Annotated in this window: 19 protein-coding genes; 9 read left to right on the forward strand and 10 right to left on the reverse strand. The window is 69.0% G+C overall.

Going from position 1 to position 21,164, the window contains the following annotated elements; genetic code table 11:
* Positions 1-56: 56 nt before the first annotated feature.
* A complete protein-coding gene (coq7, locus tag AC3WTD_RS06505; protein ID WP_027492256.1) occupies positions 57-698 on the forward strand; it encodes a 2-polyprenyl-3-methyl-6-methoxy-1,4-benzoquinone monooxygenase in 642 nt (213 codons plus the stop codon).
* Positions 699-796: 98 nt separating this feature from the next.
* Here coq7 and AC3WTD_RS06510 read toward each other — a convergent pair whose 3' ends face one another.
* Positions 797-3,295 carry a S8 family serine peptidase gene (locus AC3WTD_RS06510; RefSeq protein WP_492613277.1) on the reverse strand — a complete coding sequence of 833 codons (2,499 nt, stop codon included), beginning with the start codon at positions 3,293-3,295 and terminating at the stop codon, positions 797-799.
* A gap of 282 nt (positions 3,296-3,577) precedes the next feature.
* Between AC3WTD_RS06510 and AC3WTD_RS06515 the strand changes: the two genes are divergently transcribed.
* From AC3WTD_RS06515 to AC3WTD_RS06540, 6 genes are all read left to right on the forward strand, one after another.
* Positions 3,578-4,420, forward strand: coding sequence for a DUF6689 family protein (locus AC3WTD_RS06515; protein WP_492613278.1), 843 nt, complete (start codon positions 3,578-3,580; stop codon positions 4,418-4,420).
* A 100-nt stretch (positions 4,421-4,520) separates the two neighbouring features.
* On the forward strand, positions 4,521-5,432 hold the full coding sequence (locus AC3WTD_RS06520) for an FHA domain-containing protein (RefSeq protein WP_492613279.1): 912 nt from the start codon (positions 4,521-4,523) through the stop codon (positions 5,430-5,432).
* Complete coding sequence (locus tag AC3WTD_RS06525; RefSeq protein WP_492613280.1) at positions 5,429-8,728, forward strand: protein kinase domain-containing protein; 3,300 nt, start codon at positions 5,429-5,431, stop codon at positions 8,726-8,728. The genes AC3WTD_RS06520 and AC3WTD_RS06525 overlap by 4 nt, the downstream gene beginning before the upstream one ends.
* Positions 8,725-9,456, forward strand: a complete 732-nt coding sequence (locus AC3WTD_RS06530; RefSeq protein ID WP_492613281.1) for a sensor histidine kinase — start codon at positions 8,725-8,727, stop codon at positions 9,454-9,456. The genes AC3WTD_RS06525 and AC3WTD_RS06530 overlap by 4 nt, the downstream gene beginning before the upstream one ends.
* 57 nt (positions 9,457-9,513) lie before the next feature.
* Complete coding sequence (locus AC3WTD_RS06535) at positions 9,514-10,164, forward strand: response regulator (protein ID WP_492613282.1); 651 nt, start codon at positions 9,514-9,516, stop codon at positions 10,162-10,164.
* A 107-nt stretch (positions 10,165-10,271) separates the two neighbouring features.
* Entirely contained in the window at positions 10,272-10,997 is a 726-nt protein-coding gene (locus AC3WTD_RS06540) for a 2OG-Fe(II) oxygenase (protein ID WP_492613283.1), read from the forward strand.
* An 83-nt stretch (positions 10,998-11,080) separates the two neighbouring features.
* Here the strand turns inward: AC3WTD_RS06540 and speD are convergent, their stop codons facing one another.
* Positions 11,081-11,866 (reverse strand): adenosylmethionine decarboxylase, encoded by a 786-nt coding sequence (gene speD / locus AC3WTD_RS06545; protein ID WP_492613284.1) that lies wholly within the window; start codon positions 11,864-11,866, stop codon positions 11,081-11,083.
* A gap of 289 nt (positions 11,867-12,155) precedes the next feature.
* Between speD and crp the strand changes: the two genes are divergently transcribed.
* Entirely contained in the window at positions 12,156-12,857 is a 702-nt protein-coding gene (gene crp, locus AC3WTD_RS06550; protein ID WP_008435116.1) for a cAMP-activated global transcriptional regulator CRP, read from the forward strand.
* Between the two features lie 91 nt (positions 12,858-12,948).
* Positions 12,949-13,692 carry a sulfite exporter TauE/SafE family protein gene (locus AC3WTD_RS06555; protein WP_027492263.1) on the forward strand — a complete coding sequence of 248 codons (744 nt, stop codon included), beginning with the start codon at positions 12,949-12,951 and terminating at the stop codon, positions 13,690-13,692.
* Positions 13,693-13,695: 3 nt separating this feature from the next.
* Here the strand turns inward: AC3WTD_RS06555 and AC3WTD_RS06560 are convergent, their stop codons facing one another.
* The 8 genes from AC3WTD_RS06560 to AC3WTD_RS06595 form a co-directional block, all read right to left on the reverse strand.
* Entirely contained in the window at positions 13,696-14,370 is a 675-nt protein-coding gene (locus AC3WTD_RS06560; RefSeq protein ID WP_492613285.1) for an HAD family hydrolase, read from the reverse strand.
* A 5-nt stretch (positions 14,371-14,375) separates the two neighbouring features.
* Positions 14,376-15,170, reverse strand: coding sequence for an indole-3-glycerol phosphate synthase TrpC (gene trpC, locus AC3WTD_RS06565; protein ID WP_027492265.1), 795 nt, complete (start codon positions 15,168-15,170; stop codon positions 14,376-14,378).
* Positions 15,171-15,234: 64 nt separating this feature from the next.
* On the reverse strand, positions 15,235-16,293 hold the full coding sequence (trpD, locus tag AC3WTD_RS06570; protein WP_492613286.1) for an anthranilate phosphoribosyltransferase: 1,059 nt from the start codon (positions 16,291-16,293) through the stop codon (positions 15,235-15,237).
* Complete coding sequence (locus tag AC3WTD_RS06575; protein WP_492613305.1) at positions 16,290-16,886, reverse strand: anthranilate synthase component II; 597 nt, start codon at positions 16,884-16,886, stop codon at positions 16,290-16,292. The genes trpD and AC3WTD_RS06575 overlap by 4 nt, the downstream gene beginning before the upstream one ends.
* Before the next feature lie 110 nt (positions 16,887-16,996).
* Complete coding sequence (locus tag AC3WTD_RS06580) at positions 16,997-18,244, reverse strand: dicarboxylate/amino acid:cation symporter (RefSeq protein ID WP_492613287.1); 1,248 nt, start codon at positions 18,242-18,244, stop codon at positions 16,997-16,999.
* A complete protein-coding gene (locus AC3WTD_RS06585; RefSeq protein WP_027492269.1) occupies positions 18,241-19,002 on the reverse strand; it encodes a L,D-transpeptidase family protein in 762 nt (253 codons plus the stop codon). Before AC3WTD_RS06585 ends, AC3WTD_RS06580 begins: the two co-directional genes overlap by 4 nt.
* Positions 19,003-19,171: 169 nt before the next feature.
* On the reverse strand, positions 19,172-20,029 hold the full coding sequence (locus AC3WTD_RS06590; RefSeq protein ID WP_027492270.1) for a MurR/RpiR family transcriptional regulator: 858 nt from the start codon (positions 20,027-20,029) through the stop codon (positions 19,172-19,174).
* Positions 20,029-21,126 (reverse strand): dipeptide epimerase, encoded by a 1,098-nt coding sequence (locus AC3WTD_RS06595; RefSeq protein WP_492613288.1) that lies wholly within the window; start codon positions 21,124-21,126, stop codon positions 20,029-20,031. Before AC3WTD_RS06595 ends, AC3WTD_RS06590 begins: the two co-directional genes overlap by 1 nt.
* Positions 21,127-21,164 lie beyond the last annotated feature (38 nt).

Genomic DNA, 21,164 nt, shown 5'->3' on the forward strand with positions numbered 1-21,164 from the left:
GACGGTGGCGGCGAGGCATCCACCGGCCTCGGGTCCGAACCACTGCTGGAAATCCTATGGACATACGCACGCTGAGCCACCTCGACCGCCTGCTTGCCGGCTGCGAACGCGCGCTGGAAGCGATCGCCGGCACGCCCGCGGCGCACCGCCGCTCGCCCGCCACCGGCCTCGCCGAGGCCGCGCTCGACGATGCCGAGCGCCGACACGCCGCCGGCCTGATGCGCGTCAACCATACCGGCGAGGTCTGCGCGCAGGCGCTGTACCTCGGCCAGGCTGCGCTGGCGCGCAACGCCGACAACCGCCAGCACCTGCTGCATGCCGCCGTCGAGGAAACCGACCACCTGGCCTGGTGTGCCGAGCGGCTCAAGCAACTGGACAGCCGCCCCAGCCTGCTCAACCCGCTGTGGTACGCCGGCAGCTACGCGATCGGCGCCGCCGCCGCACTGGCCGGCGACCCGCTCAGCCTCGGCTTCGTAGTGGAAACCGAGCGCCAGGTGGAAGCCCACCTGGCCGAGCACCTGGAAAAGCTACCCGCGCAGGACCAGCGCTCGCGCGCGGTGTTGACCCAGATGCAGTCGGACGAGATCCGCCACGCGCAGGCCGCGCAGCAGCGAGGAGGCGTTGACCTGCCTGCCCCGCTGCCGACGTTGATGCGGTTCAGCTCGCTGGTGATGAAAGCGGTGGCCTACCGCGTATAGGTCCGGGTTCCCGCGGGGCACGAGCCAGCGCCACAAAAAATGCGGCCCGGGGAGCCGGGCCGCATGGCAGATCCAAAACGCTTCGCGGACTCTCCGGCCTACTTGCCGCTTTGGTAAAGCGAGAGATAGCGACCGGCGGCGACGGCATAGGCCGCGCGGGTGACAGAAAGGCCCGGATCGAAATAGGCATGCAGGGTCGGCTGCAGGTCATACGGACCCTGGACCACCGTGAAGCGCGCATTGATGACGCCGCGATCCAGCGCCAGCTGCACGTAACCGCGCAGGTTGGCCGGAATCGAGGCCGCATCGTCGAGCGGGATGCGCCGTCCGTCGTAGAACGCGGTGAGGTCGCCAGTGAACGAACGCGCCTCGTTCTGCAACGCCAGGCTTTGCACCAGGGAATAGGCGAGACCGAGCCGACTGACACTGTCGTTCGGCCGGAACGTGGCGTTCGGCTGCAGCGTCATCACGCCGTCCTGCTTGTTGCTCAGATCGCGCAAGGCGCCCCCGCTGGCGACGGCCGACTCGGCAAACGGATACACGCTGTCGCTGGTACCGACATCGGTAAAGCTGCGCTGGCCGGAGAACGGCAGGTACTGGCGCACGCTGGTGCCCATCAGCAGGTATTGCGCCAGCTCGCCGCGCTTGAGGAACTGGTCGGGACGGAACTGCCCATTCGGGTAACCGTCGACGAGGCGGTTGGCCACGGCGAACTGGATCGCCGACTTGGCCGGATGGTTGGCGATGTCGCCGAGTCCGGTGTAACCGCCGCTGTTGAGGAAGCCGATCTCGCCGTTCACCGTGCCGGGCGCCGCATAGCCGTTGGTGACCTTGGCCGGATCGAGGGCGACGCCGGAAACCGAACCGATGCCGCGCACGGTGACGCCCCACACGCCCGGCTTGGCCGGCGCGCCGGTGGTCACCGTGTCGCCGAGCACCGGCAGCGCGATCGACGAGCCGTAGCGCACGCCGTCCGGATCGATCAGCACCAGCGCGAGGGTGTTGGCGTCGATGGTGGCGCGCGCGCTCACCCAGGCCGTCTCCGGCCCGACCGTGAAGGACTGCTCGCCCACCGGCCCGATCGGCGCGAAGTTCACCGAGAACGGTACCGGCGGCGGCCCCGCGACCAGCACCTCGCTGCTGTTGAAGCTGTTCAGCGCGTTTACGGTCGCACCGAAGCCACCGCGCACGCCGGCGGCCTCGGCCACCGCGGTGTAGGCGTTGATGTGGCCAGCGCCCGCCTCCCACGGCAGCCGTCCGGTCATGTTGGTGGCGGTGCGCGTGATGATGTCGCGGACATTCGCCGGGGTCAGGTTCGGGTTGGCCTCGAGCATCAGCGCGACGATGCCCGCCACGTGCGGCGTGGCCATCGAGGTGCCGCTCATCACGGTGTAGAACGGCAGTTCGGCCGGCGCAAGCGTCGCCGCGTCCTTTTCAGCCGCGAGTGCCGGCAGCGTGCCCGTGCTGTCGCGGGTGGAGACGATGTCCACGCCAGGCGCCACGATGGTCGGCTGGTTGATGTAGGTCCACTGCACGCCGTCCGGCATCTTGAAGGTACCGGACTCGCCGCGCTTGCCGCGCGAGGAGAAGCCGGTGAGCACGCCGTTCTTCTCGCCGGCGCCCACCGAGATCACCCATGGCGCCTGGGCGTAGGGATTGTGAGTGTCTTCGCCCGGGCCGTCGTTGCCTGCGGCGAACACGCTGACGATGCCTCGCTTGTAAAGCTCGTAGCTGGCGATGTTGACCGGATTCAGGGGATCAAACTTGCCCGAGCTGCCCCAGGAATTGCTGGTCACGCGAATCGGGTTGCGGAAGCTGAACTGGTTGGTCGCGGCGTAATCGAGGCCGCCGACCGCGTCAAGGATGAGCAGCACGGCACCGGAGCCGTAGCCGACCAGGTCGGCCCCCGGCGCCACGCCGCGATACAGCCCGTTCGAGCGGGCGCCGGTGCCGCCGATGGTGCCGGCGCAATGGGTGCCATGGCCCGAGCCCCAGTCGGTGTTGGGCACGCCCTCGACATAGGTGATCGGCAGCATCGAATCGAACGAGGCGAGGTTGGTCACGCCCTGCGTGTTCTGCACCAGGTGCGGGCCGTACTGCAGGTCCATGTGGGTGCCGTCGACGCCGGAGTCGTTGACGACCACGCTCACGCCCTTGCCGCTGAACGGGATCGCGCGGTGGTAGTCGGCCGGGTTCTCCACCGTGCGCGCGGCGCCGGAGATCTTGCGCGCCTCGCTGTTGAGGTACTGCAGCGGGGCGTTGAAATAGATCGAAACCACGTCGCTGCGCGTGGCCAGCGCGCGGATCTCGCCAGGGGTGGCCAGCGCGCCGGCGATCGGCAGCGTGCGCATGGTCACGCCCCTGTCGATGCCAAGCGCCTTGAGCGCGGCAACCTGCTCGGCGGTGACCGGGCCGGACTGCTGGTAACTGATGACGACCTGCAACTGGTCCGTGGGGGCGGCAACGCCCATCTTCGCCAGCAGCTGGGGGTCGAGCTGGGCATCGGCCAGCGCAACGCCGCTGGCCAGCAGGCCTGCCGCCACGGCACAGAGGCGGAAGGTCCTGCGTTTGACGTTTGGAACAAACCTGGACGACATGGTGATGGCTCCGGAAATTCGCCCGCCGGGATGGGGCGCTTTTTGGAGTATCCCGGCCGGCATGACGGCTTCTCCATCCGGGATTGCACCCAGCCGCCACAGGGGAAATCACCCACGCCGCCACCTCGTTGGCATCCTGCAGGCACGCCCTCGCTGCGCCAGACGCGTGCGTACTGAGTGAACTTCCCTATTGGCGCCAGCGGACCGGATCAGCTAGGTTCAGGCGTCCGCACGATTTTTCGAGCGCCTGCCGTCACCGGCGCCGCATTCAGGAGGCCCGCCATGCCGAAATCCGCCCTTGCAGCCAAGCTGGTGTTTGGCTTGGCCCTTTGCCTGTGCGCCCCGCTGGCCTTGGCGCAGAACCTGCCGGTCACCGTCGCGGTCGCCGGCAACGTAGCGACGGCGCGGGTCGACCTGCCGACCCAGCAGACGCTGGCCGAAGTGATCCTGACTTTCGACGACAGCCTGGGCTTGAGTCCCGACAGTCTCGGCGTGAGTGCGCAACTGGTGGACCTGTCCAGTCCGGCGCTGCTGGCGCGGCTGCCCAATGCGGGCCTGAACCGGCTCGATCCCTCGTTTCCGCTGATGGTCACGATCGAGCCGCCGGCACTGGGCGGGCTCAGCTTTCAGCGCACCGTGCGCGTCGAGGTGCACACCCATGCGCTCACCTACGCGGCGGGAAGCCAGCTGCGTCTGTTCAAGGCACCGCTGAACGGAAGTTTCCGCGACATCACCGATGAGATTGCGCCCGGCAGCGTGCGCGCACGCGGCACCACCGGAGGTTTCTCGCAGTTCCTGGTGCTGACCGATGCTCGCCCCAGCAGCGAGGTGGTGGCCGACAAGTTCGACCGGCTGCAGTCGCTGATCGCGGCGCTGCCGCTGTCCGAACGCGGACCGCTGCAGATGAGCGCGGACGCGGCGCAGAGCGCCGTCAACCAGGGGCAGTTCGGCGACGCCCTGAACTCGCTCGATCAGCTGCGCGCACGCGTGGCGAGCCGGGCCGGCACGGCGATTCCCTCGCAATGGCGGGCCACCCGGGATACCGACAACCAGGCCGGCGAACTGCTGGCCGCCACCTCCACGCTGGCCTTCAGTATCGGCTACCAGCGCGATTTCGGTCGCTGAAGGGTTCGCCAGCGCGAACGTGGGTCTGGACGGCGCATGGGCTTCGCCGGGCCTTGTGCGGTCGCCTGTGCACGCGAATGCCGTGCGCTAATATCGCCGCATGCAGGCACGGCTGACCGCATTCGTCCCAGATCACGCCGCCCTCACCCGCCCCCTCGGCCCGGGTGACCGGTTGCGGATCGGTCGTGCCGACGACAGCGGCCTGCGGCTGGAACACCCATCGATATCGCGCATGCACGCCGAACTTTTCGCCAGCGACGGACGCTGGCAGCTGGCCGACCTGCACAGCAAGAACGGCAGCTTCGTCGAAGGCGCCCGGATCGACTCCGCGGTGATCGACACGTCCTGCTGGCTGCGCTTCGGCGACGTCCACTGCGAGTTCGCGCTGCTCGACGGCGCCGCGGCGGAAGCGGACGCCAAACGCCGCAGCGAACGCCGCCTCACGGCTACCGCATGCACCGCCCACCTGGACGCGATCGCCCGCAACGACAGCACCGATGATGCCGCCTCCGGCCAGTCGCTGCCCGACGCCAGCCTGCGTGCGGTGGCCGAACTCGCCGGCTGCAGCCGGGGCTTCCTGCTGGTCGACACGCACGGCCGCCACCGCGTCCTCGCCGCGCTCGCGCTGGAACCGTCGCAGATGATCGGTCGCGAATTCGCCGGCAGCCTCAGCGCAGTCACCCGTGCCATCGAGCAACGCCGCGCGGTCGTCTTCAACGACATCGGCGGCGATGCGTGGCCCGGCGCCTGTGCTTCGGTCGTCCAGGGCGGCTTGCGTACGCTGGTCTGCCTGCCGCTGCTGGACGGCGACCGGGCGCTGGGCGCGATCTACGCCGACCGCCGCGAACCGGGCCCGCCCCTGACCACGCTCGACCTGGAACTGCTGGAGGCATTTGCCGAGCGCACCGCGCTGTGGCTCATCGCGCATCGCGCGCGCGGGGACCTGGCCATGGTCCCGCCCACGCCGCTCGACTGGAACAGCATCCTCGGCGAGAGAATGCTGGAGACATGACGAGCGAGCCGACCGCCACTGGCATCTATGCGCACATGAACCTGGCGCCCGGCACCATGCTTGCCGGGCGTTTTCGCATCGAGGCGCTGCTCGGGGTGGGCGGCATGGGCGTGGTCTACCGCGCCCACGACACCGCGCTGGACGTGCCGGTCGCGCTCAAGCTGTTGCGGCCCGAGCTGGCGACCCGGCCGGATGCGTTCGAACGATTCCGCCAGGAGCTGTTGCTCGCGCGCCAGGTTTCCAGCCCGCAGGTGGTGCGCATCCACGACCTCGCCCAGCACGATGGCCACTGGCTGATCAGCATGGACTACGTCGACGGCGAAGGGCTGGACCGGCGCATCGACCGTGGCGCGCTGCCGCTGGAGGACGCGCTGCGGATCACGCGGCAGATCGCTCTCGGCCTGCAGGCTGCGCATGCCCGGCAGGTGGTGCATCGCGATCTGAAACCGGCCAACGTGCTCATCGATCGCGAGGGCAACGCGTACATCAGCGACTTCGGCGTGGCCCGTTCGCTCGCCAGCAGCGGCCTTACCCTGGCCGGTACGGGCGCGGTGATCGGCACTCCTGACTATCTCTCCCCGGAACAGGCCCGTGGTGATCCGGTGGACACGCGCAGCGACCTGTATGCGCTGGGCCTGATCCTGCGCGAGATGCTGACGGGCACGCCTGCGTTCCAGGGCGCCACCGCCGCCGAGGCGATCGCCCAGCGACTGGTCCGTACCCCGTCGCCGGTCACCCGCGAACGCCCCGACGTGCCGACCTGGGTCGCCCGGCTGATCGAACAGCTGCTGCGACCGCGCCCGGCGCACCGATTGCCGGATGCGGCCGCCGTGATCGAGGCCATCGACCGCCGCGCGATGCCGCCCGACCTGCGCGCGCATCGTCGCGCCTGGCTCGCCACGGCGGCCTTGCTGACCACGATCGGTGTCGCCGGCACGCTGTGGTGGATGCCGCACGACAAGGCGGCCGGCATCGCCGCCGCGCCGCCGCTCCACCGGGTGCTGGTGTTGCCGTTGCGCGGCGCGGCGCTGCCGGCGCCGCGCGTGACCGCGCTGGACGCCTACCTTCGCGCAACCCTGTTCGCACTGCCCGGCGTCGCCAGCGTCGATGCCGACCGGACCCTCCAGGCGCTGCGCCAGCTGGACGCCGCCGGCAGCGCCCCCGACCCCGCCACGCTGCGCCGCCTTGCCGTGGCCGACCGCACCCTGTCCCCGGATCTGCGCCAGCGCGACGGTCACTGGTACGTGCACGCCGAGCTGCGCGGGGACGACGGCGTACCGCAAACCGTGGACGGTCCGCTGGCCGCGGATACGGTTGGCGCCCTGCACGCCTGGCTCACCGAGCCGGCCCTGGCCAAGGCGCTCGGCGCACCTGCGCCCGCACCGGAGCTGAAACTACCCACCGCCATAGCGACGCTGGATACCTTCGGCGCGGTTCTGCAGGCGCGTGAGAAAAACGACATCCCCGCCGCACTGACGGATTTGCGCGCCCTCACCCGGCATGAACGCGACGACCCCGAGCTGTGGCGCACCCAGCTCCGCCTGGCGCAGGCGATCGGCGAGCGCGATGTGGCGCTGGAGGCGATCGAACACGGGCAGCGCGCGGCCAACGCCGGGCCTGCCCGGCTGCAGCGCGTGTTCGCCGCAGAACGCGCGCTGTCCGACGGCGACGTTCCGGCTGCGATCACGCAATGGCGTGCGCAACTGGCCGAAACGCCCGACGACACCCTGGCCGATCTGCAACTGGCGCGAGCCCAGGGCGGCGGCGGCGATTTTCGCGCCGCCATTGCCAGGCTGTCGCAACTTACTGCCCGCGACAGCGACGATCCGCGCGCCTGGTTCGAGCTGGGCAAGTTCTCGATCATGCAGGGTGAGGCGAGACGCGCCGTCGACGATTACCTGGTGCGCGCGCTGGTGCTGTACAAGCGTGGCCGCAACCTCTACGGGGTGGCGGAAACGACCAACGCGCTCGGCATCGGCTATGGCCGCCTCGGCCAGACCGCCAATGCCGAAGAGCAATACCGCAAGGCGGCGGCGCTGCAGCGCGACGTCGGCAACCGTCGCGGCGTGGCCACCAGCCTGCGCAATCTGGCCAACGTGCTGAGCCTGCGCGGAGCCTTCGACGAAGCCGGCAGCGCACTCGCGCAGGCCCGCGCGCTGACGGTCGAGATCGACGACCGCGAAGGGCTGGCTGCCGTGGACAACGAGCTGGGCGTGCTCGCCGAGGAACGCGGCGACTACCATGCAGCACTCGACGCCTACCGTCGTGCGTTGCAGGGCTGGCAGCAGGTCGGCGATGCGCACGGACTGGCCCAGGCACTCAACGACATCGGCTTCGCCAACTTCCAGCTCGGCCGCTACGACGACGCGCAGAGCTACTGGCAACGTACCGCGGAAAGCGAGGCCGGCCTCGGCGACACCGGCCGCATCCGCACCGGGCAGAACCTGGGGCTGCTGGCGGCGGCGCGCGGCCGCTGGCCAGAGGCGCGCAAGCTGCAGGAAGGCGCGCTGGCTGAAGCCGAAAAGCAGCAGATGCCCGAAGAGGCGGCCGTGAGCCGGCGCAATCTGGCCAAGCTCGCGTTGATGCAGGGCGACGTGGCCGGCTCGCTCGCCCAGGCCGACAAGGCCATCGCCCTGTTCAGCCAGCGCGGCGATCGGCGCGGCGAAGCCGACACCCGCCTGTTGCGCGTGCAGGCCTTGCTCGCCGGTGGCGCCGAGGCCGCGGCAGGACGCGAACTCAAGGCGCTCGAAGGTGCCGACCCTGGCACCTCGGGCGAACAGCGTGCAGGAGTCGAGATCGTGCGTGCGCAGCTGGCCCTGCATGCGGGCGACCCGAAGAGCGCGGCTGCAGCCCTGGACGCCGCGCAGCCCTTGGCCGAAGCGTCGGGGGTGCGCGAACTTCAGCTGCGGGTGGCGCTGCTGCGCGCGCACCTCGACCCGCGCGCCAATACCGGCCTGGATGCTGCGACCGCCATGCTCGGCAATGCCGAGCTGCGGCTGGACTGGCTGACCCTGGCGATGCAACGCGCGCTCGCCGCGCATGATGCGACGGCGGCAGTCCGCGCCTACCGCGAAGCGGTCAACCTGATGCGCGGCAGCGAGGTGTTGGGAGCGCCGCAGATCCACACCTTGGGCGCCAGCGCCCAGCGGCTGGCCGGCGACGGCGCCGGGGCGACGGCTGCCGAGCAAGCCGCGGCGGCGGCGCAGGCCGCCTTCCAGGCCACATTGCCCGACCGATTGCACGACGCAGGAAGTCCGCCAGCCCGCCGCACGGAAGCGGACGCACCCACGCCATGACCCACGACGTCCCGCCTCCTCCCGCCGAAGCCCACTTGCGCTATCAGCACCTGCTGCAGCGGCTCGAAGCGAGCGAGCGCGAATTCCGTCGCCTCGGCCGCTCGGTGCTGCACGTGCAGGAGGACGAGCGGCGTCGCCTCGCGCGCGACCTGCACGACGGCATCGGCCAGAACCTGACGGCGCTCAAGCACCGGCTCGCACAGATCGGCGACGCGCTGCCGGTGCAATTCGGGACGCTGCGCGCCAGCCTCGACGAGGCGATCGCATTGTGCGCCGACACCCTCGATGACACCCGCCAGCTCTCGCGGCTGCTGCGCCCGCCGATCCTCGACGACCTCGGCCTTGAACCGGCACTGCGCTGGCTGGCGCGCAGCCTCGGCGAAGCGGCCGGCATGGCGATCACCGTGGAAATCGAACCGATACCCGCCCTTGACGAGGAGTTGCAGACGCTGCTGTTCCGCATCGCCCAGGAAGCGCTCAACAACGTGGTCAAGCATGCCGGCGCGCGCAGCGTACTGGTGCACCTGGTCGAGCGCAGCGGCCGCATGCAGCTGCAGATCGTCGACGACGGATGCGGCTTCGACCCGGTGCAGGCACAGGCTGCCGGCGGCACCGGCCTGGGCGGCATCCGTGAACGCCTGCAATTGTTCAACGGCCAGTTCGAGCTGCGTTCCGCTTCCGGCCACGGCACCCGTCTGCGCGCGGTCGTGCCGCTGGACAATCGCTGACCCGGGCCCGCCGGGTCTGCGCTTGACGCCATCCGGGATGGCGGGCAGGGTATCCGCATGCCGCCCAAGCCCATCCGCGTCCTGCTCGTGGACGATCACAACCTGGTCCGCGAGAGCCTCGTCGGCATCCTGCAGGGCGACGGCGACATCGAGGTCATCGCGCAGGCGGCCGACGGCGTCGAGGCCATCGACAAGGCCTTGGCCACCCATCCGGACATCGTCATCACCGACCTGTCGATGCCGCGCCTGGGCGGCATCGAGCTGGTGCGCCGCCTGAACCAGGAATTGCCGGACACGCGGGTGCTGGTGCTGACCATGCACCAGGAAGACCAGTACGTGCTGCAGGCCGTTCGCGTCGGCGCCAGCGGCTATCTGGTCAAGGACAGCGCGGCGGCCGAACTGCTCGCCGCCGTACGCAACGTCCACGCCGGGCGCGCGCATTTCGGACCGCACGCCTCGCGCGCGCTGGCGGAGCAGTTGCAGCATCCCGAGCGCCTGCCTGACGATCGCTACGAACTGCTCACCGCGCGCGAACGCGAAGTGTTCGGCCTGATTGCCGAGGGCCTGACCACCAAGGAGATCGCGCGCCGCCTATCGATCAGCACCAAGACGGCGGAAAACCACCGCACCCGCGTACTGACCAAGATCGCCGTGCGCAATACCGCCGAGCTGGTGCGATACGCGCTGCGCCGCGGTCTGCTCGACTAGGCATTAGCAGCGCGCCGCATGGTGCATCCAGCACCGGCCTGCCGCGTGCCATGATGGTGTCTGTGTTCTTCCGCTTCGTTCCGCGCTGCCTGCCAACGGTGCCCCGCATGTCCACTGCTTCCGATGCCGTCGATGGCCCGGCTGACTTCATCGAGACGTACCGCGACGCGCTGACGGCGGCGCAGTGCGCGATACTGGTGGAGCGCTTTGCCGCCAGCGGAAAAACCCGCCCGGGCCGGGTCGGCAGCGGCGTGCTGCCCGAACTGAAGGACAGCCAGGATCTGGCCCTCAGCGAACAGGCCGACTGGCGCGACGCGGAAGCGTTGCTCAACCAGGCGGTGTTCCGCGGCCTGCTGGCGTACCTGCGGCGCTATCCGCACGTGCTGATTGCGCCGCTGATGCTCGAGGTCCCGGGCCCCGACGGCACCCGCCACCGGCTGACGCCCGAGCGCCTCCGGGCGATGGACGACGGCGCGCTGTCGGCCATGGCGGAAATGGTCTTCCGGCCGGGTGCCATCAACCTGCAGCGCTACAGCGCGGGGCGCGGCGGCTACCCCTACTGGCATTGCGAGCTGTACCCGCGCGACCTGCGCGCGGACACCCTGCACCGGCACCTGCTGTGGACAATCTACCTCAACGACGATTTCGGCGAGGGGGAAACCGAGTTCCTCCATCAGCGGCGGAAGATCGTTCCGTGCACCGGCACGCTGCTGCTGGCGCCGGCTTCGTTCACCCATACCCACCGCGGCAACCGCCCGCAGGGCGGCGACAAGGTCATCGCGACGAGCTGGGTGCTGTTCCAGCGCGCCGAGCAGTTGTTCGGCGGAGCCTGAACAGCAGGCACCGCATGGCACAGCCCCCGACGCAGATCCGACAGAAAAACGGAAAAAAAACCCGCCTTCCGGCGGGTTTTTCGTCACATCAGGTTGCGGCCGTGGAACAGTTCCTCGATCTCGCGGCGCAGCAACTGCTCGATGCGCTGGCGGTCCTTGAACGAGAGATCGTCGGCGTGCGCCTCGAACAGGTAGGTGTCGAGGTCGAAGTCCTTGATGTGCATCTTCGTGTGGAACATGTTTTCCTGGTACACGTTGACGTCGAACATCTCGTACTTCTGGCGGATGTGCTTGGCCAGGTAGTCCTGCACCGAGTTGATCTTGTGGTCGATGAAGTGCTTCTTGCCCTTCACGTCGCGAGTGAAGCCGCGCACGCGGTAGTCGGCGATGACGATGTCCGACTCGAAGCTGTCGATCAGGTAGTTCAGCGCCTTCAGCGGCGAGATCACGCCGCAGGTGGCCACGTCGATGTCGGCGCGGAAGGTGGCGATGCCGTTGTGCGGATGCGTTTCCGGGTAGGTGTGGACGGTGATGTGGCTCTTGTCCATGTGCGCCACCACCGCGCCCGCGATCGAGTCGCGGCCGAGCTTCTCCACCACCGGCTCCTCGGAGATCAGGATGGTCACCGAGGCGCCCTGCGGGTCGTAGTCCTGGCGGGCCACGTTGAGGATGTTCGCGCCGATGATCTCGGCCACGTCGGTGAGGATCTGGGTCAGGCGGTCGGCGTCGTACTGCTCATCGATGTACTCGATGTAGTGCTGGCGCTGGTCCTCGGACACCGCGTAGCAGATATCGTAGATGTTGAAGCTCAACGCCTTGGTCAGGTTGTTGAAACCCTGCAGGCGCAGACGGGGGAGTGGCTTGACCACAGGCGGCTCTCCATGGCCGAACACTCGGCCAGCAGCAGAGGCGGGTTAGCGACAAGGGTCCCCGCGATATGGTGTGAAGTACAGGCGCGCAGCCTGCACGACCCTTGTGAACCGCATGCGACGGCCTCGCCGCATCCGGAAGACCGCGAAGTATGAGGCAAAAAGAACAGAAATTGAACCAGCGACAAGCGCTCAGGTTTGCCATAATGGCGGCTTGCAAGGATGGTTCATGAACACGCACGGCGTGTGGCAATGGTTGCCGCTGTTCAATGACAACCACCGTTAGGAGATGATCGTGGCGCAACTCAAGTATCAGCTCCAACAGGCCTTCGAACGTTCGCAGGCGCCGCTCGGCTTTGCCCCGGACCCCGCCGCGATGGAGCGCTTCCTGGCGCTGTGCCACCGCCGGCGCTACCCGGGCAAGACCGCGATCATCCGCCCTGGTGACCCGGCCAACACCTTGTATTACGTGATCGACGGCTCGCTGGCGGTGTGCACCGAGGACGAGCAGGGGCGCGAGCTGATCCTCGCCTACATCAGCCGCGGCCAGTTCATCGGCGAGATGGGCCTGTTCGTGGAGCAGGCGCAGCGCGAGTCGATGGTGCGCACGCGCGCGCCGTGCGAGATGGCCGAGGTCAGCTACGAGCGCCTGTTCCAGCTGATGGAAGGCCCGCTGCGCGAGGAATGCCCGAAGATCCTGTTCGCGATCGGCTCGCAGCTGACCAACCGCCTGCTGCGCACCTCGCGCCAGGTCAGCCGGATGGCCTTCATGGACGTCACCAACCGCATCTCGCGCACCCTGCTGGACCTATGCCAGGAGCCGGACTCGATGACCCACCCGGACGGTACCCAGATCCGCATCTCGCGCCAGGAAGTGAGCCGCATCGTCGGTTGCTCGCGCGAGATGGTCGGCCGCGTGCTCAAGCAGCTGGAGGAACAGCGCATGATCGACGTCTCCGGCAAGACCATCGTGGTGCGCGGCACGCGCTGATTCCACGCAGGCTCGACCATCCGCCGTCTGAACCGGTTTTTTACGGAGACTGGTCAAGGATGGCGTTCCGCCACCGGCTGCGAGACAACGCTTGGACTACGGGCAATTCTTCGTCTTCGCCGGTGTCGGCCTGCTCGCCCAGCTGGTCGATGGCGCGCTGGGCATGGCCTACGGGCTGGTTTCCAACTCGATCCTGCTGGCGCTGGGCCTGCCACCGGCGGTGGCCAGCGCCACCGTGCACACCGCCGAGGTATTCACCACCGGCGTCTCCGGCGCATCGCACGCCTGGTTCGGCAACGTGCGTTGGCGGCTGTTCTGGCAGCTGGCCATCCCCGGCGCGATCGGCGGCATCCTCGGCGCGACTTTCCTGGCCAGCGTGCCGGGCGAGGCGATCCGGCCCTGGGTCAACGCCTACCTGCTGATCTTGGGCACGATGGTGCTGCTGCGCGCGTTTGGCCGGCGGCTGACCCGCCACCAGGTCCAGCACAGCGGCGTGCTCGGTTTCTTCGCCGGTCTGCTCGACGCGATCGGCGGCGGCGGCTGGGGCCCGCTGGCCACCAGCACGCTGATCGCACGCGGCGGCGGCGTGCGCAGCACGATCGGTTCGGTCAACGCCGCCGAGTTCGTGGTGACGATCTGCGTCTCCGCCACCCTGGTCTGGCACGTCGGCGTCGGCCACTGGCCGATCGTGCTGGGCCTGCTTACCGGCGGCGTGGTCGCCGCGCCGTTCGCCGCCTGGCTGGTGCGCCACCTGCCCGAACAGGCCGTGATGGCCGCGGTGGGCAGCCTGATCGTGCTGATCAGCCTGGGCCAGCTGGCGCAGACGCTGCTGTAGCGGCTAGAACCATTCGACGCGGGTGACCGCGCGGCCCAGCGCCTTCTCGATCTTCTTGCACAGCTTGGGCGTGCCGTTGACCAGCACCGCCTCGGCGGCCAGCGCCAGCATCGCCGCGTCGTGCATCGAATCGCCGTAGGCGACTTGCCAGCCGCCGACGCCGTACTCGGTCAGCGACTGCACCTTGCGGCGGCCCACGTTGTGCCGCAGCAAGCGCATGCCCAGCCAACCCGGCCGCAGCTGCGAGGCCAGCACCTCCAGCCCGGTCAGGCCGAGCTGCTGCAGGATCCCGCTGGCCAGCGTGTGCTCGCAACCGGTCACCACCAGCACGCGGTCCCCCGCCAGCTGGTGTCGACGCAACGCCTGCAGGCCATCGCGGCAGAACTGCTTCGGCCGCCGCGCCAGCGTCGCCGCGAACGCGTCCGCCGCCGCCCGGTAGCGCTGCTCGCCCAGGCCCAGCAGGGCGATGCGCACCAGCGTGTACAGCGGCAGGCGCCGCGAGAACGGGCGCTGCGCCAGCAACAGCGGCGAACACAGCAGGGCCAGCGCGCAGCGCCACGGCGACCGCCGGTAGCGCTCGCGCACGAACTGGCGGAACGTATCGCCGCGGATCAGCACACCGTCGAAATCGAACAGCACCACGCGTGGCGACGCGGCCAGCCTTTCCCCCTCGGTCATCACGGTCACGGCAGGGCGAACAGCCGCTTGAGCTCGCTGCCCGGGTCCTCGGCGCGCATGAACGCCTCGCCGACCAGGAACGCCTGGATGCCGCCCTCGCGCAGGCGCGCCACGTCTTCTTGCGTGTGGATGCCGGACTCGGCCACCAGCACGCGGTCGTACTCGATCAGCCCCTGCAGGGCCAGCGAGGTCTCCAGCGAGGTCTCGAAGCTGCGCAGGTTGCGGTTGTTCACGCCGATCAACGGCACCGGCAGCGCCTGCGCGCGCTCCAGCTCCTCCTCGTCGTGCACCTCGCACAGCACGTCCAGGTCGAGCTCCGCCGCCAGCAGCGACAGTTGCAGCAGCACGTCGTCATCCAGCGCCGAGACGATCAGCAGCACGCAATCGGCGCCGATCGCGCGGGCCTCGTACACCTGGTAGGCGTCGATGATGAAATCCTTGCGCAGCACCGGCAGCGAGCACGCCTCGCGCGCCTGCTGCAGGAACGCCTCGCTGCCCTGGAAGAAATCGCTGTCGGTCAGCACCGACAGGCAGGCAGCGCCGGCCGCCGCGTAGCTCCTGGCGATCGCGGCCGGGTCGAAGTCGGTGCGGATCAGCCCCTTGCTCGGGCTGGCCTTCTTCACCTCGGCGATCACCGCCGGCAGGCCGGCGTCAATCTTGGCCTCGATCGCCGCGGCGAAACCGCGGGTGCCGGGCAGCTCGGCGATGCGCGCGACCAGCTCGGTTTCCGGCAGCCGGGTCCGGCGCTCGGCCACCTCTTCCGTCTTGCGCGCAAGAATGCGATTGAGGATGTCAGTCATGGCATCTCACTGGTGGTGTGGGGCGCGTCCAGTGCGCAACTAAGGATACCGGCGCCGCGTGCAGCTACCGCGAAGGGGCAAGCCGCCGGGTGGCTGCCACGAAGGCCTGCATTTTCGCATGCGCCGCGCCGCTGGCAATCGTGGCGCGAGCCAGCTCGATGCCTTCGCCGATCGAAGCGGCCACATCGGCGGTGTACAGCGCCGCGCCGGCGTTCAGGCAGACGATGTCGTGCTGCACGCCATGACGACCCTGCAGCACGTCCAGCAGCATGCCCTTCGACTCGTCCGCATTCTCCACCCGCAGGTTGCGGCTGGATGCCATCGCCAGGCCGAAATCCTCCGGCTCCACCTCATACTCGCGCACCACGCCGTCGCGCAACTCGCCGACCAGCGTCGCGGCGCCCAGCGAGATCTCGTCCAGACCGTCGCGGCCCCACACCACCAGCGCATGGCGTGCACCAAGCTGCTGCAGCACGCGCACCTGGATGCCGACCAGGTCGGGATGGAACACGCCCATCAGGATGTTCGGCGCACCAGCCGGATTGGTCAGCGGGCCGAGGATATTGAACAGCGTGCGCACGCCCATTTCCTTGCGCACCGGCGCCACCACCTTCATCGCCGGGTGGTGGTTCGGCGCGAACATGAAGCCGATGCCGGTCTCGGCCATGCACTGCGCGACCTGCGCCGGCGGCAGCTCGATCGCCGCGCCCAGCGCCTCCAGCACGTCGGCGCTGCCGGACTTCGACGACACGCTGCGCCCGCCGTGCTTGGCGATGCGCGCGCCGGCCGCGGCCGCCACGAACATCGCCGTGGTGGAGATGTTGAAGCTGGAGGCTCCGTCGCCGCCGGTGCCGACGATGTCGACGAAGTGCTCGTGCGCAGGCGCCTCGACCTTTGCCGACAGCTCGCGCATCACCCGCGCGGCGCCGGTGATCTCGCCCACGGTTTCCTTCTTCACGCGCAGGCCGGTGATGATCGCCGCTGTCATCAGCGGGCTCACCTCGCCGCCCATGATCTGCCGCATCAGCGCGATCATCTCGTCGTGGAAGATCTCGCGGTGCTCGATCGTGCGCTGCAACGCTTCCTGTGGCGTGATGGTGATGTCGCGGGCGTGGCCGTTCATGCCGCCGCCCTCAGCGGCTGGCCCAGGAAATTGCGCAGCAGGTCGTGGCCGTGCTGGGTCAGGATCGATTCGGGATGGAACTGCACGCCCTCGACCGCCAGCGTCTTGTGGCGCAGGCCCATGATCTCGTCGATCGAGCCGTCCGGGTTTTCCGTCCACGCGGTGACTTCCAGGCAATCCGGCAGCGAGCCCTGCTCCACCACCAGCGAGTGGTAGCGCGTGGCTTCGAACGGATTCGGCAGGCCGGCGAACACGCCCTGCCCGCGATGGATCACCGGCGAGGTCTTGCCGTGCATGATCCGCTTGGCGCGGACCACCTTGCCGCCGAACACCTGGCCGATCGCCTGGTGGCCCAGGCACACGCCGAACACCGGAATCTCGCCGACCAGCTCGCGCAGCACGTCCAGCGACACGCCCGCATCGTTCGGCGTGCCCGGTCCCGGCGAGATCATGATGTGCGAGGGCTTCAGCGCGCGGATGCCGGCCACGGTGAGCGCATCGTTGCGCACCACCTTGACCGTCTGCCCCAACTCGCCCAGGTACTGCACGAGGTTGTAGGTGAAACTGTCGTAGTTGTCGATCATCAGCAGCATGGCGGGAGTCGCTTCGGTCGCATTGGCGCAGTGCATCATGATAACCGCACTGCGCGCACCGCGCGTGACCGCGCCGGGTCGCCGGCCCGCGCCACCGCCACCGCGTCAATTCACGGAAGCGCCCGGCCGAGGTCGCCCCGCGACTGCCGCGCCACCACGCTGGTGGCGGTCATGTCACCGGTGACGTTGCCCAGCGTGGCCAGCGCGTCGGGGATGGTGTCGACGGCCAGCATCAGGCCCAGCGGGGACAGCGGCAGGCCCATCGCCTGCGCCACCGGCAGATTGGTGGCGATGAAGGTGACCTGGCCCGGCAGGCCGACCGAACCCAGGCTGATCACCACCGCCAGCAGCGCACCGGCCAACAGCTGCGCGGTGCCGAGGTCGATGCCGTAGGCCCAGGCGATGAACACCGCCGAGGTGACGTACTGCACCGGGCTGGTCAGGCGGAACAGGCTCACCGCCATCGGCAGCACCAGCGCAGCCACCTGCTGCGGGTAGCCGAGCCGACGGTCGGCGCTTTCCAGCATCGCCGGCAGCGAGGCCAGCGAGGACTGCGTGCTGATCGCCACCACCTGCGCCGGCACCAGCGCCAGCGCGAAACGGCGCAGCTTCTCGCCGCCGAACGCCACCGCCAGCGGCAGCATCATCGCGGTGACCGACAGATACAGCAGGCACTCCACCAGCACGTACACGCCGAGCGCGCTGAGCATGCCCAGGCCCGAGCGGGCGCAGACCGAAAGAATCAGCGCGAACACGCCCAGCGGCGCGATCCACAGCACCCAGCGCACGATCACGATCATCGCGTCGGCGACCGCCTGGAAGAACTCCATCAGCAGCGCGCGCCGCTTTGCTTCGATCCGGGTCAGCGCGAAACCGAGGAACAGCGCGAACACCACCAGCGGCAGCATCGCGCTCTGCGCCGCGGCCATGATCGCGTTGTTCGGCACGATCGCCACCAGCGTGTCGATCCAGTTCGGCGCCGCCTGCGCGGCCGCCGGCACGCTGGCGTGGTCGAGCGCCGTGATCAGCGCCGGGTTGTGCGGGAACAGCGAAAACACCAGCGGCGCGGCCAGCGCCGCGAACAGCGCGCCGCCGCTCAGCACCACGATGAACACCACGATCGCGCGGCGCGCGATGCGGCCCGAGGCGGCCGCGTCGGTGGCGGTGTTGACGCCCACCACCACCAGCGCCAGCACCAGCGGCACCACCGTCATCTGCAGCGCGTTCAGCCACAGCTTGCCGATCGGCTGCGCCACGTTCGCCACCTGCAGCGCCACGGTTTCGTTCCAGCCGGCCAGCAGTAAACCGATCACCGCGCCGGCGGCCAGCCCGATCAGCACCCGGGTAGTGGCACTCACCGCGCAGCCTCCGCCAGCGCCGGCAGTTGCCACGATGCGCGCAGGCGTTCGTACTCACCCTGCGGCAGCAGCACGAACACCGGATGATCCTGCGGCTTCAGCCAGGCCAGCAGTCTCTGCATCAGCGCGGGCGCCATCGCGGTGCAGCCGGCGGTGGCGTCGGCCGGCGACTTCCACAGGTGCGCGAAAATGCAGCTGCCGCCCTGCGGCGCCGCCTGCGCGTTGTGCTCGATCACGAAGCCGAGCCGGTAGCGCTGGTCGCCGTTCGCGTGCAGGTCGCGCCGCATCGGTTCGCTGGAACTGTTCACCGCCTCCAGGCCGACCACGTCCGCATCGACGATGCGGTTGTACTGCGCCGCGCCACTGACATCCATGCACCAGTCGGTGGCGGTGAGCGCACGGTACGGCAGCGCGGTGGCCGCGTGGGCGGCGTAGCCGAACGCCTCGCCGATGCGGAACACGCCGGCCGGGCTGCGCTTGTCACCCTCACGTTTCACTGGGCCACCGGTTTGCGGCGCACTCAGGCCCAGGCCCCAGCCGGCGCCGTTCTTGCCGACGGTCACCGGCGCGGGCGCGACGACCTCCTGCCAGGCGTCACCGCTACGCTCGAAGGCGCGCAGCTCGCCGTGATCGACGTTCCAGTCGGCGGTGGTGACCACGATCATCTGGCGGGCGTTCTGCCATGGCGCGTTCGCGGCGCCGGCGTGCGCGGTGCCGGCAAACAGGATGGCAAAGCCGAGCAGCAGGGAAATACGCATGGTTTGCGACGACCTCGCACGGTGGGACCCCTCTCCCCTTGGGAGAGGGGCAGGGGTGAGGGTTCGGGCGGAGCGGAGCGTGCGGCCTTGCCGTACCCTCTCCCCAACCCCTCTCCCGGGGGGAGAGGGGCTCAGGCGCCGAGGCATCGGGAACGCCTGAACGGCCAAATCACGGCTCCAGCATCAGCTGGATGCGGTCAAGGTTGGCCAGCAGCTGCGCGTGGAGGTCGTCGTGGCCTTCGCACAACTGCACGAACACGCCGTCGAGCAGGTGCTGCAGCGCCGACTGGTACAGCAGCGGCTGGATGTACGGCAGCTCATCGTGCGCCGATACCACCAGGCTGAGGTCGGCCAGCGCGCGCAGCGGGTTGGCGGTGTGCCGGGTCACCGTGATCACCTGGCCGCGGCGCTCGCGGAAATAGCGGGCGATCTTGCACAGCGCCGGGTGGTTACCGTGCTCGGAGAACACCAGCAGCACGTCGCCGGGACCGGCGGCGGAGACGTTCGCGGTCATCCGCGCGGTGTCGAAATTGTGCACGGTGAGGATGCCCAGCAGCGACAGCCTCAGCGCGAAGCCGCGCGCATGGATGTCGTCCTCGCCCAGCCCGATGATGAACACCTTGCCGGCGCGGCCGGCCTGCTCGATCGCGTCGGCCACGGCATGCAGGGTTCCCGGCGGGTTGATCAGCCGGGTCGCCTCCTCGGCTTCGGACTTGCGCCGCCACAGGTGGCCGGCGGATGCGCCGCCGCCTTCGCCGCCGCTCGCCTCCGCGACCTGCGGCGTGTCGCCGTTGTCGGCGCGGGCGATGGCCTCGCCGACCGAGTACTTCAGGTCCGGGTAACCCTTGAAGCCCAACTTCTGGGTGAATTTGACCACGCTGGACTGGCTGATCCCCAGCGCATTGGCCAGCTGCTGCGACGAGTAGTCGCGCAGCAGCTGCGCGTTCTCCAGGATGAAGTCGGCGATGCGCCGCTCCACTGCCGACATCTGGTCGCGTTCCGAACGGATTTTGACCAGCGGCGACATCAGGCTTCGATCCTCTCCAATCCGCGGATCTCGCGGATGCCCAGTCCGGGCGCGTCCGTCACGGAGATCTCCGACTCGTTGAAGATTACCCCACCGTCGACCGGGTTGAACTGGCACAGCGAGGGGCCGTCCAGGTCGACCTTGGTGATCACGTTCGACTTCGCCACCGCCACGTGCACCGCCGCGGCCACGCTGATCGAGGTTTCCAGCATGCAGCCGATCATGCACTCGATGCCGTGCATGCCGGCGATGTCGGCGATGCGCACCGCATTGGAGATGCCGCCGGTCTTCATCAGCTTGATGTTGATGATGTCGGCCGCGCGCAGGCGGATCAGCTCGATCACCTCCATCGGGCCGAACACGCTCTCGTCGGCCATCACCGGCGTGTGCACGCGCTCGGTGACGTAGCGCATGCCGGCCAGGTCGCGCGCCTTCACCGGCTGCTCGATCAGCTCCAGCTTGATGCCGGCGTCCTCCAGCGTCTGCAGCGCGTACACCGCCTGCTTCGCGGTCCAGCCCTGGTTCGCGTCCAGCCGCAGCAGCGCACGCCCTTCCACCGCGGCATAGATCGCCTTGACCCGCTCGATGTCGACGCCGATGTCCTTGCCCACCTTGATCTTCAACGATTCGAAACCGCGCTCCACCGCGGAGACCGAGTCGGCCACCATCTTGTCGATGTAGTCGACGCTGATGGTGATGTCGGTGGTGATCACCGGGTCGCCGCCGCCCAGCAGCTTGTACAGCGGCGCGCCGTAGAGCTGGCCCCACAGGTCGTACAGCGCGATCTCCACCGCCGCCTTGGCGCTGGTGTTCTTCTCCATCGAAGACTGGATCAGCTGGGTGAGGTGATTGAGGTTGGCGATGTCCTGGCCGATCAGCCGCGGCGAGATGTAGTGGCGGATCGCGTCGATGATCGAACCGTGGGTGTCGCCGGTGATCACCGCGGTGGCCGGCGCCTCGCCGTAGCCGACCTGGCCCGAGTCGGTGTGCACCATCACCACGATGTCCTCCACCGTGTTGACCGTGCGCAGCGCCGTCTTGAACGGGGTTTTCAGCGGCACCCGCAGCATGCCGAACTGGATGTCTGTGATCTTCATGGATTGGCTTGCTCTGATCCTGTGCGATGACATGTCAC

It is taken from the genome of Rhodanobacter sp. FW106-PBR-R2A-1-15 (genome assembly GCF_058789735.1).